Raw genomic sequence first — 12,224 nt, forward strand, 5'->3', positions numbered from 1 at the left:
GTTCAGGTCTATTTGGCGGAAGTAGGTTATTAACCCGGCGGCAATTTAGGTCTGATATAATGTGCGCATGAATACCGACGCACGCAAGCTCAGCACAGAGCAACAGGAACTTCTCAGGCAGCAAGCCATTCGACTCCGTTTGAAAGGCAAAACTTTCCGTGAAATCGGGCAGCTGCTCAATGTTCACCCCGATACTGTTGGACGCTGGTACCAGCGTTATGAAGCCGGCGGCAAGGCGGCCTTGACAGTACAAAAACGGGGCCCCAAGAACAAACCGCGTCGCCTGACCGAGGCGCAGGAGCAGCGTGTCATTGAGGCGGTTAAAGACCAGATGCCGGATCAGTACAAACTGGGTTTTGCGCTCTGGACGCGGCGTGCTATCGCTCAGCTAATCAAGCAATTCTGGGGGATCGACATTCCGGTTCGGACTCTGGGAGACTACCTCAAGCGCTGGGGCTTCTCGCCGCAGAAGCCGCTAAAGAAAGCCTGGGAACAGAACCCGGCCCGGGTCGATGCTTGGCTAAAAGAGGAGTATCCGCAAATCAAGGCGCGCGCCAAAGCAGAGAACGCGCAGATTTTCTGGGGTGATGAAACCGGGATCAAGAATACAACCCAGCATGGCCGTAGCTATGCTCCGATCGGCAAAACGCCCGTGCAGCCACTGCCGGCCAAGCGCGTATCACTGAATATGATCTCGGCGATCACCAACCAGGGGACCGTGCGTTTCATGCTGTACGAATCGATGATGAACGCCAAGGTTCTGATCAAATTTCTTCGGGCACTGATCGAATCTACGCCCGGCAAAGTGTTTCTGATTCTGGATAACCTGCGCGTCCACCATGCCAAGATAGTGAAGCGCTGGCTCGCAAAGAAGCCCGTGAAGCGCTATCTGGAAGTGTTCTTTTTGCCCGCGTACTCGCCTGAACTGAACCCGGATGAATACTTGAACTGCGATTTGAAGAACATGGTGCACAGCGGTCCGGCGGTTCGTTCGATTGACGACCTGAAGAAACGCACTCGATCGTGCATGCTCACATTGCAACGTCGGCCAGAACGGGTAAAAACCTATTTCCGGGCAGGACACATTCGGTATGCCGCATGATCGATGTATTTATCCGCCGGGTTAATAATAGGAACTCGTTCTTCCGTACTGGTATCTTTCCACGGGTCAATAGGATCAGGGAATCCTGGAACATATACATCATCTGTGACATTACCAAGAATACTATTGTTAATTAAAACTATTGCCGCCGCTGCAGCAGCACCTGAAGCCCAATACACTGGAGGTATAAACCAAACAAGATTACCATCAGGATCAATATTAAAAATTATATTTTTATAAGAATAACCATAGGTATTCAACCCACCGTCAAGACCGATCTGGTCACTGAGTATATAGCGTCCGGTTGATGGGTTGTAATAACGAAAATAGTTATAGTACAGCCCCGTCTCCGCATAAAAATACTGTCCGGGAAAACGCAGATTGAATGTAAACCGTTGACCATCGTCATCGAGGGCTTCGTCGGAATTCCGCACCCCCTCACATATTGTATATGTAGTTCATTCAAATCGTCCTGTCTTATTATTATAAGAATAGCGAATAATCTTTATAACCCTCTCCCCTTTAGAATAAATTTTATTTGAAAATTCATTATCAACCTCTAAGCGACCATATTCAATAAGTGAAATAGAAAATATCTTATCTGATTCCCACGCTACTATAGATTTAATTCCTGAAGAGTTAAATATATACTTATCCATAAGTAAAATTTCTCCATTTAAATCTACTAATTCAATTAGTACATTCTTATTACCTTTGCGAAGCATACTACCCCGATCTCTAGTAGACACTGTTACTGTTATTTCATATGTCCAACCGGATTCATGTGGCTTATATTTTTCAGGATAAACAAATTTCTGAAAAGAATACTGCTCGCCACCACAACCTGTGACTAGCAGACCAATAATTGCGTAAAGTATCAATACTCTAATTGACATCAATATACTCCAAGTCAACGTCTCCAGAAGATAATATTTCACTCTACAAATAATTAATTTTTTTCTTTATTCATCATCATATAATAAAACCTACCATTTGGAGCTCCAGGCTGTTAGCCGATGGTTACGTATCAACGATACGACTTGTTTTGGGGAGTCAGCTAGATGATTATCAAGTCTTTCCTTTTGCCCCTTAGGTGAGAAAAAAGCGCAAAAGACAAGACCTGACCACCGTCGGCTAATGGGTGAACCCATCGCCTCCTATTAACCCGGCGGGCAAATACCTCCAGGAGGCGTAGTTGATCGCCGGATGCTCAAAGTATTTCGCAACTCGCTCTGGCATCTTTTGCAGCATCCGCATGTGACTCAGCACCTTACCCGCCAAATCCGCTTGATTTCTAGCGGGTGCCGCACTGCGGATCCCGGCTTTCAAGTCAGCATTCAAGTACTCATCCGGATTCAGGTCCGGCGAGTACGTAGGCAAATAGAATACCTCTATTTCGTCTGCATGCCGAACCAGCCACGCCTTCACCAGCTTCGCATGATGAACTCGAAGATTGTCCAAAACGAGAAAGACCTTTCGCTCAGCGTCCTTAATCAGCCGTTTCATAAACCGAAGCAGCACTTTTGCGGTCATGTTCTCTCCATACATCATGAAGCGGACGGTGCCTCGGTTATTGACCGCTGAGATCATGTTCGTCGAAAACCGCTTGGCGTTGATTTCGACGACCGGGGTTTCCCCTTTCGGGGCGTACCCACGACTGTGTTGGCAGTCGTTACGGATACCTGCTTCATCGCCCCAATAGATCTCTGCACCTTCTACAGATGCGCGTTTTTTAATCCCCGGGTAGGTGCTATCCAACCAGTCTTTTACCGCCTTCGGATTACGCTCATAGGCCCGTTTTGCGGGCTTCTGGGGCGTGAACCCCCAGCGTTTTAGGTAGTCCCCGATGGTGCGGATTGCAATACGAACATTCCACATTTGCTTGACTACCGCCTGTATCGCTTTGCGATTCCAGAGCGCAAAAGGCAGTTTCATTTGGTCCGGGTTTTTGTCGCAAATCAGCTTCTTCAAAATAGACTCTTGAGCACCGATTAGACGCCGCTGCTCTTCGGGCCTCCGGCCTCTTTGTCCAAGCTTTATCGCCTGCTCACCGCCCAGCTTCCAGGCCCTGATCCAGCTGCAGGCAACGGTATAGTGGACACCTATAATCTCCGCGATTTCTGCCCTTTTGTGACCTTGCTGAAACAGCCGGATAGCCAAGTCGCGGTTGTGTTGCTGAAGCTCAGAAGAGACTTTCCGTGTGTCTAATTTTTTCATGCACGGATTATACTCTATCTATGCCTATTTGTCCGCCGGGTTAATAGCTTAAGCCTACACACCAAAACCGGATAGTGTGCAGGCAGTGCTGTTCAAACGTACGCATTATTATTTTATTTATTTAATGAAATTTTTATTATTTCAATCAACAATAAGACTTTTAATTACCATATTATCCTCGCCGAACACCTCGACCACCAAAAAACCATCCCCTTTAGACCCACTAATAGAAAATTTATATATTCTATATTCAGGTCTCGTTCGAGAGGCATTTACAGTAGTCTTACCTCTAGTATCAAAAATTATATTCATACCGATATTAGATATTACTTCTTCTTGTTTAACAGCCCATTCTTCAATATTAGATACTATTGGATCAGACCTAAAAAAAACCTGAGATAACAACTCCATAAACAGGGTGGATACAAACAGTACAATTAGTAGCTTTTTCATAGAACCTACCAGTTAGTATAGCTTCCAACCTCAACCGCTACCGAAATTCCAAATCTAGCCCCTGCCCCTGCCGCTCCTTTGTTGAGCGACACTGGATCAGAAACTGAAGTATATCCTCCCCCTCCTTCTGGATGAGTTACAACATTACCTGTTGCAACTGTAGCATTCGCTCCAAGCTCAAATGGACCGACACCTACCCCTGCTGAAGCATTGAAGGTCGTTCGTGCAATATAACCTGATCCACACTCTTCTGCATGAGGTGATGGTATACCGTATTTGTCGTAGCTAGCACCACCTCCAATGCCAACCCCAATCTTCCCTAGCACTTCAAGAGTCCCATCCGAATAATTGATACTAACTCCTCCCCCTATTCCTAAGTAGGCCTCCATATTGAACGACCATAGCCCTAACGCATCAAACCTGACTAGAGGGTTTGAATACACATAAGAATAGGTATTCAATCCACCCTGAAGCCCTATCGGATCACTCTCAATATACCGCCCCGTCGCCGGGTCGTAGTCCCGGAAGTAGTTATAATACAGCCCTGTCTCGGCATCAAAATACTGTCCGGGAAAACGCAAATTGAGCGTAAACCGTTGACCATCGCCATCGGGGTCTTCGTCGGCCAGACTGTCGCCAAACGGCTTGGGTTCCCAGCGCCACACCACTGTGCCCTGGCTGTCGGTCAACGCTGCTGGAGCATTAATCTGATTACTGTGGATAAAATAGATCTCGCCATCCTGTAACAATGCGACCGGTATTGTCCCAATCCAGATGATTTCCTGCCGGACATAACCGTCGATATCGTACTCCCCCAGTAACTGCGGGCCGGTATAGACAAAACGGGTCTCGGTTGTGGCGTTCACCCACTCACCAAGGCGACAATCTTTAGGCAGACCAGGATCGTCTTTTTCACTGCCAATCTGGGTAGCGATACAGGCATTGTCATGCATATCAACATTCCCATCCTGATTCAGGTCTGCCTGCAACGGGGACTGTCCGCTGCGGACAAAGCTCTTCAACTCATGCAGATCCGCCGACGTAACCTGTCCGTCGCCATTGAGGTCGGCGGTTAGCCGGTACGACTGCTGCCCCAGTTTATAGACGCGCTGGCCAAAGGCGTTGGATTGATAGTAGCCGGTAAAGCCCTCATCCACGGCCTCGAGTCGGTTACGGGCGTCGAATTGATAACTATGACGGCCATCCGCCAGGATATTGCCGTTGTTATCGTGGATATAGGACATCTCCCCCGCTGCAGCCAGGCGGTTGCTTGCAGGATCGAGTTCGTAGTATCGAGATATTCCATCACTGCTTTCGTGCACCCGGTTGCCATTGGCATCATAGGCATAGCCAAGGTCAAAGTCGCTGGACAACGCGGCGCTCAAGCGACCCAGAGCATCATAATCAAAACTTCGATTGCGGCTCCCGCCATTAATGGCAACAATATTGTCCACCTTGTCATAGCCGAGTTGACGCTCTTCTGCGGCTACGGAAAATCGCTCAAGTCGGCCCTTCGCATCATAGCTTCGGCTGCTGCTTGTGCCATTACCCCAGTTCCAGCCATTGATTGCACCAAAGTCAGCGTAGCGAATGTTATCCAGCACGACCTGGCCATTGGCCGTTATCCCAGACAGACGATCTCGGTCGTAGCTGTAGTCAACAACAGCTCCTGAGGGATAAATCACGCGAACCAGCTGATTGGCCTCGTTATAGGCGTAACTGACCTTGAGCTCGACGCCATCCGGCGATGTCTGGGTGCGGCTGACAAGGTTACCCTCAACGTCATACGCCAGTACGATGCTTCCGGCCGCTTCCCGAATTTCGGCCAGACGCCCGATCCCATTGGGCGCAGTGTCGTATTGATACTCCACTGCCTGTCCGTCGGCGTAGAGGATTCGGGTTAAGCGATTAAGCGCGTCATACGCATAGGCGGTTGTCTGACCATTGGCATCAACCTGGGTAGTCAGATTACCGGCACTGTCGTAGCTGTATGCAGTCACGCCGCTATCCGGACTGTCTCGTTCGGCCAGTTCGCCGGTATAGCTGCTGTAGCGGTATAGAGTTGAATTACCGTTGGGATCGGTGACGCTTGCCAGACGATCATCCGCTGCATACCCGAAATCGGTTTCACCGCCCAGTGCATCAATTTCTCGCAGCAAACGCCCAGAGGAATCAAAATCCCTGCGGCTGTCACTGCCGTCGGCTTGTATCGTACGCGTAACGCGACGCTGAATATCCCGCTCCATCGTGATGCTATTGCCAATGCCATCTAGCCGGCTGGCCAAAGCCCCATTGGCAAAGTAGCCGTATTGCATTTCGTGACCGGACGGATTGATCTCACTGAGTAAATTCCGCACGGCATCATAGGCATATTGAGTGACATTGCCATAACGGTCTTCACTGCGAGCCAGGTCCAGACGATCCCAGTCTAAAAACTCATCGGTCCCATCCGGATACTGGGTCTGGATACGCCGGTCGAGAGCATCGTAGCTATATTCCAGCCGGTACCCTTGGGCATTGGTTGCGCTGGCGATGCGCCCATAGGCATCGTAGCTGTAAATTAAGACCCTGTTTTCATTCGGATCGATAAGGCCGACCAGATAGCCCTGCTCATCGTATTCGTACTGTCGCACATGGCCCAGCGGATTAGCCACCTGAGTCAACAACCCAAGCGGGTTGTAATCATACTCTGTCACCTGTCCAGCAGAATCCGTGTAGGTTACCGGTTGATGCTGATCGTTATAGGTAAAGTGCGCCAGCACATCGTAACCCGATGCACTCTTGCGTTTGATACTCACCAGATCGATCTGATTAGCTGCATAATCGAATGTCAGCTCACGGCCTTCAGGGTCAATAATCCGGGTCAGCTTGCCAAAGACGTTATAGCTTTTGCGGACTAATTGGGTAGTGCCATTCGGCAATACCCGGCCGACAACGGACGGCTTATCCAGAGTACCTTCTGCCCCAGCCCAGCTTTGCCCCGGATAATTGAACCAGACGCGCCTTTCGAGTGGATTTTTAACGCTTTCAAGCACAGCAGCGGTATAAGAGGTGTTGGTCCTGAGGTGATACCAGTGGCGAATGCGTGCTTGCGTATAATCACCCGCAGCACGCTTCATAGCCTCTTTGTCCCAATAGAAGGTATTGCGGCCATTGATGTAGCGGTTAAACAGATTCATGCCCGCGGGCGTCGGTGCGTCACTGTACGGTATCCCGGATGCACCGTGCGCAAACTCTACCCGCTCTCGCTCACCCTGGGGATCGGTAATTTCCAGCCAACGGCGGGTGCCGCTCTCACCATAATTGAACGTGGTGGTGCCGTACTCTGTGTTCATTGCGTTTACAAAGGTGCCACTGTCATACGCGAATGTGGACGTCATGCCGATGCTGTCGGTGATGCGATTCAGACGACCAACTGCGTCGTAGCCGATGATCGCACTGCGACCGAAAGGGTCGACGACACCGGTAATCAGCAGCGGATTGGAGATGTGGTCATATTCAAAAAGAGTGACTTGTTGAAGGGCGTCCGTCACGCTGATCAGGCGCTGGCGGGCATCATACTGCAGCGTAACGGCATTTCCCGCAGGATCGACGACTTCGGTTAGCATTACACGCCGTGGATAGTAGGTACTCCCATCAGACTCCCCGTAAACGTAGCGTCTGCCATCTGGCATACGCCTTTCGTAACGCAGTGGCATCGTTGATGCCCGAACAAGCTGAGCACCGGTACGCTGTTCCGGCGAGAAGGCTCCGTTACCGGCGCTATAACCCCCATAATTGCGACTTCCACCACCGGGCAGATAGATCATCACCCGGCTGCCGGCCCGCTGCGGATCATCCTGCACGTAGGACAGCCAGTTGAATGTCCACTTGTGGCCCAAATTCGAGAAGGTGAAGTGCGTTGGTTGATTAACCTCCCGCTGACTATAGGTAAGAGTCATCGGCACGGCTGGCCCAACAGGCGGCGTATAACCTATCGGGGTATCGCGGATATTCAGACTGACCAGCATCGAATGCACACGGTACTGCGGCATGCCTTTGTGAGTACTGCAGGGGTTATCGCACTCGGTAAGATCATCGTTCGAGGTGTTGTTAGGCTCGTTGGTAGACGTGTAACCGCTCCCAAGCACCTGACCGGCCTCGCCAGCCTCCAGCCGCAGCCAGGACATAGCACTGTCCGCATCATTCAACGCCAGAAAATACCCGCTCGATTCAGCATCCAGCGCCGCCTGTGAGATCCAAAAATCCTGACCATAGGCCGGATCTTTAATCCGATAGCGCCCATCCTGCTTCTCGAGAATGGTAGCGTAGTGCCCCACGCGCCAGTGAACCAGAGAGGGCACCGGTACCGGCTGGCCTGCGCGACGCAGGATGGCCACAGCCGCTGTTCCATGAGCAGCAGCAAGCGCTTCCAGTTGCGCCAAGGTTGTTCCATGGGTACCGGCGTCAATGTATTCGAGCCCAGGCCCTGCCTGCCCTTCTGGCACCGAAACCGCCAACAGTGCATCAAGTGCTACAATCCCGCACCGCAGTGCTTTCTCTGGCTCATTCTGCATCTGCCAAAGCCCGGCACGCGCCAATGTAACGCTCTCAGTGATAGAACCATTTATCGGTGATCGACTTACAGACTCCAGCAGAGCCTCAACGGCATCGCGATGACCGAAACGGGTGTGTAACTCAAGTAATTCGCCCAATACCCGAGCGGCAACGGCTTTTTCTGTCGGATTATCGGCTTTTTCAGACGCAGCACGAGCTTGCTCAAGCAGACTTAGGGCATCAGAAAAGTAGCCGGCCCGTACTTTGGCCAATGCCATATTGAGTAGCAGTGACGCACGCCAAGGCGAATCTGGGAAACGGCTCAGATAGCCTGACAAGGGCCCAATCTCTGATGGAATCCCGGTAGAGGCGTAGGCCGTAACCGCTTTTTCCATTGTCAGACTTTGTTCGCGGGCAGCCTGTTCAAACGCTATCAGGGGTTCTTGAAAAACCCCGTAGCGCGGCGCAGCAGCGTTCTGATCACTATTATATTTTTCACTCGCATAAGAAATCGATGGCAGAACAATAAAAACCACGCCCAACAATAATCTTAAAGTTTTCCATTCCATGGAAATATCTCCCTGCGAACCTAATACTCGCCAATTTTATTCGCCTCTCAATACGTCCTTGATTGAAGTGGCAAATAGGTTATGGGATCGATACGTTTAGCCAACTCTTCAGACTGATCCCCGTGACTATTCAGTTCAACACCGTCAGCAACTCGATAGATACCTGTTACATAGCGCTTTCTACACTTAATATCGTCCTCACGACAGAGCACAGCGATGCAACCAAACAGGTTCCAGAAATGCTGAGCGACACCTTGTGCGTATGACGGTAGCGGGTTGTCCGATTCATGAGGGATGTAACGAACCAGGTCGCCTGGTTTTATTGCAATGGCATCGTAGTCGGTTCGACTCATTAAAACGGTAATTTCTTCATTGCCGTTTCCACCATCAAATTCAATCGACATTATCTGGATCGTTTTAATAAATGTCGACTCATCCTCAGGAAGTTCCGCCCAGTAGCCGTAGTCCCTTGCCCAGCGATATACAGCCTCTGTATCCGTATCACTGGCCACAGCCTTCACGGTCCCCAGCACCAGATGCGGATAAGAGCCGTCACCCTTTAAACCACAGAGGTTACCTGCACAATCAAACGATGCGCCAGAGGCAATAGACGATGCACCACATAGAAGTAGCAGTGGAAGTTTAGATGAAATAGAGATACGCCAGATAACTCGCGCATATGACAATAAATACATAAGGTTATCCTCGTGTCCTTACGAGTGTATAACCAGGCGCCTGCTTCAAGAACGATTAGCGTTCTTACCAACCTTGGTAAAGATTATATATAGGCGCAGAAAACACCCCTGTCAAATAGATAACATCCGTGAATACTGGAAATATTTAGCGTCTTTTTTTTCAACAAACCCTTTAAATAATCCACCCTATGGATTGATATAACTCTGAATTCATCCCTCGGCCACAAAGAAAACCATTCAATCCGCCCAGCCGCTGCCAATAGCCCTAAAGGGCAATTCCAGCTCCAGATCCGGTACCTGCTGTGCCACCCAGGCGGGGAAGGTATTGCTGTTGGGGCCGGGAAAGACACGGTATTCGTTTTTCCACGGATAATCCCTGGCGGCCTGATCCACCGCCAGGATCAGTTCCTGTACGCCGGCCCCGCGCCTGTCCAGCAGCAGTTCGGGTTTGGCACCGAACCAGTAACGGTCGGGGCTGTCGACAGCCTCGATACGCAGCACCGGCAGGCCGCGACGCTCGCGCCAGCCAATGACCTCATACACCGTATAGCGCTCGGCATTGGCAGGCTTGGCGGCGATCCAGGTATGGATGGCAAACCAGCCGCGCCAACCGTAGGCGCTGGCGCCGTATACCTGCAGCACCGCCTCGGGCGTGGTCGCGGGATCAGGTGCCAGGCCAGAGGATGCCCGGCTGGCGCTGCGCCAGTCGTTCTGGCTGCAGCCTGTCAAAAGCACCATGCACAACAGCAGGTATCGGATATTCATCGAACCGCACTCCGGTATTTTCAGCCAGGTTTTATTAACACAGCGGGTTAATGCATGAGGCAGGGATGCTTCATCATTGGCCGCAGGCCAATGCGAACGCCAGAGAAACCAGCATGTCCACGCACTTGTGCCCGTTTTTCTGGCGTGACGGACAAATAGGGAGGGAACCTATTTGTCCGCTAGGTTAATAGCCCAGTCTCGCCTGCACCCAACGGCTCAGTCGCGCCACAGGGCCCGCCTCCCCCGTCACCAGAGCCTGCCCGAGGGCAGCTTCGGCCAGGCGGCGATAACGCTCGCGCTGCACCTGTGTCTCGCCACGGCGGTACAGCTGAGTATAGATGCGCGCCAGCTGGGCGTGGGCATAACCGCTGGCCGGTTCCAGCGCCAGCGCCTGCCGGTGAGCCTGCAAAGCCTGCTCAAACTGGGACAGCCGATAATGCAGAAATCCCTGCATGTTGTAGCCCCAGCTGTCCTCAGGGCGTTGTGCGCTATAACGCTCGGCGAAATCCAGTGCCGTGCGGTATTGCAGAAAGGCGTTTATCTGATAAACCGCTGCATATTGCAGCGCATCTGGCGGTATCGATTCCAGCGCCAGCAGGCGTTGCAGCAGGGGCTGCACGAGGTTGGGTCGCTGCGCCGTGCTGATGCGCAGGCGCAGCAATTCCAGCAGGCTGGCTGGATCATTGGGAGCGAGCTTCAGCCTCTGCTGCAACTGCTCCATCTGCGACAGTATGGCGCTATCGTCGCTACAGCGATAACGCAGCGCAGGCAGCGGCGGCATGTCCTTGCGACTCGACAGACTCACCGCCGGCAACAGGTTCAGATAGGGGTAGTCCCCGGCTACGACATACCAGTCGGGGGCCGAACCCATCACCACCAGAATGCGCTGATGCACTATATCAAACTGCCAGCCCGTCGCGCCGCGACAGAACAGGAAAGGCGCATTGTCCCAACCCTTGCGCTGGCCAAACCAGATCAGCGCATGGTCGTCGTCCTGCAGCACCTCGTAGTCAGCCTGTTGCCAATGTGCCAGAGCCTGAATGACACGCGGGTCCGGATGTTTCGGATCGCCCATCGCCAGGCGCGTCATGGCGCTGTAGATATCGGGCTCCCGGGCCCTGGGCTTGCCGGCCCACTGACGCAGCATCGACTGCCAGGCGTCATCCGGTGTTGCGGCACCCGCTTCGCCCACGGAGCCTGGCGGTACCAGTGTCGCCGCCGCGGGCGTCACCCTCGCATCATCCTGATAGGCATTCAGATCACGCTGTGCCCCGGCACCGCCACTGAGCAGTGCGCTATCCGCCAGAGCAACGGTAGCGCCCTCATCGGCTATGGGCTGCAGCTGCGCCCGGGCCTCGATTTCCTCCATCACGGCAACCAGCCCGGTGCCCAGATCATTGGCGCGGTAATAGGCCCCCAGCTGCACATCCTCGATATAGCCGCTGAAGGCATCGGTAAACAGGGGTTCAAGCGCATAACCCACTTCCAGCCGCGCCTGCTGACGACTGTCGATTAGCAACAGCAGCAGGCCGCGCCCGCCGGAATCGCTGCCGATGCGCCAGCGATTCACCAGATCGACCGCCAGCGTATCCAGGCCATAGCCCTGGGGCAGATCCGGCAAGGTCACGATCATGGCCTCAATGCCGTGCTGCCGGCGCAGCGCCTCCAGGTAGCGCTCGGCACCTTCGCGGTAATACTCAAGGCGACCGGCGTAGTCGAACAGATACTGCCCCGACCTGGGCCTGGCTTCCAGACTGAATTCAGCCAGCGGCGCAAAGGCCGGATCCGCCTGATCGGCGCGGTGTTGCTGCCACAACAGCCCCAGGGCTGCAGTTAGCACTACCAGTAGCAGCCATGGCCGCAGCCGTGCGAGCCGGGCCACCCCGC

Annotated in this window: 9 protein-coding genes; 1 reads left to right on the top strand and 8 read right to left on the bottom strand. The window is 52.6% G+C overall.

Annotated features, from left to right (window positions below; translation table 11 throughout):
- Positions 1 to 67: 67 nt before the first annotated feature.
- Positions 68 to 1,102: an IS630 family transposase gene (locus A8C75_RS18650; RefSeq protein WP_067378797.1), complete on the top strand. Its 1,035-nt coding sequence runs from the start codon at positions 68 to 70 to the stop codon at positions 1,100 to 1,102.
- Here A8C75_RS18650 and A8C75_RS23230 read toward each other — a convergent pair.
- The 8 genes from A8C75_RS23230 to A8C75_RS18675 form a co-directional block, all read right to left on the bottom strand.
- A complete protein-coding gene (locus tag A8C75_RS23230; RefSeq protein ID WP_227819965.1) occupies positions 1,066 to 1,536 on the bottom strand; it encodes an RHS repeat-associated core domain-containing protein in 471 nt (156 codons plus the stop codon). The two genes, A8C75_RS18650 and A8C75_RS23230, sit on opposite strands and share 37 nt — an antisense overlap.
- Positions 1,537 to 1,560: 24 nt before the next feature.
- Positions 1,561 to 1,998: a hypothetical protein gene (locus tag A8C75_RS23700; protein ID WP_157890330.1), complete on the bottom strand. Its 438-nt coding sequence runs from the start codon at positions 1,996 to 1,998 to the stop codon at positions 1,561 to 1,563.
- Between the two features lie 238 nt (positions 1,999 to 2,236).
- Positions 2,237 to 3,319 (bottom strand): IS630 family transposase, encoded by a 1,083-nt coding sequence (locus A8C75_RS18655; protein ID WP_067385774.1) that lies wholly within the window; start codon positions 3,317 to 3,319, stop codon positions 2,237 to 2,239.
- A gap of 141 nt (positions 3,320 to 3,460) precedes the next feature.
- Positions 3,461 to 3,772, bottom strand: coding sequence for a hypothetical protein (locus tag A8C75_RS23705; RefSeq protein WP_157890331.1), 312 nt, complete (start codon positions 3,770 to 3,772; stop codon positions 3,461 to 3,463).
- A gap of 5 nt (positions 3,773 to 3,777) precedes the next feature.
- A complete protein-coding gene (locus A8C75_RS18660; protein ID WP_084784158.1) occupies positions 3,778 to 8,877 on the bottom strand; it encodes an RHS repeat-associated core domain-containing protein in 5,100 nt (1,699 codons plus the stop codon).
- Positions 8,878 to 8,924: 47 nt separating this feature from the next.
- Positions 8,925 to 9,572, bottom strand: a complete 648-nt coding sequence (locus A8C75_RS18665) for a hypothetical protein (RefSeq protein WP_157890332.1) — start codon at positions 9,570 to 9,572, stop codon at positions 8,925 to 8,927.
- Between the two features lie 237 nt (positions 9,573 to 9,809).
- Complete coding sequence (locus A8C75_RS18670; protein WP_067385781.1) at positions 9,810 to 10,337, bottom strand: DUF3750 domain-containing protein; 528 nt, start codon at positions 10,335 to 10,337, stop codon at positions 9,810 to 9,812.
- Between the two features lie 184 nt (positions 10,338 to 10,521).
- Complete coding sequence (locus tag A8C75_RS18675) at positions 10,522 to 12,219, bottom strand: TPM domain-containing protein (protein WP_067385783.1); 1,698 nt, start codon at positions 12,217 to 12,219, stop codon at positions 10,522 to 10,524.
- Positions 12,220 to 12,224 lie beyond the last annotated feature (5 nt).

Source organism: Marinobacterium aestuarii (genome assembly GCF_001651805.1).
In the GTDB taxonomy this organism is placed as follows: Bacteria; Pseudomonadota; Gammaproteobacteria; order Pseudomonadales; family Balneatricaceae; genus Marinobacterium_A; species Marinobacterium_A aestuarii.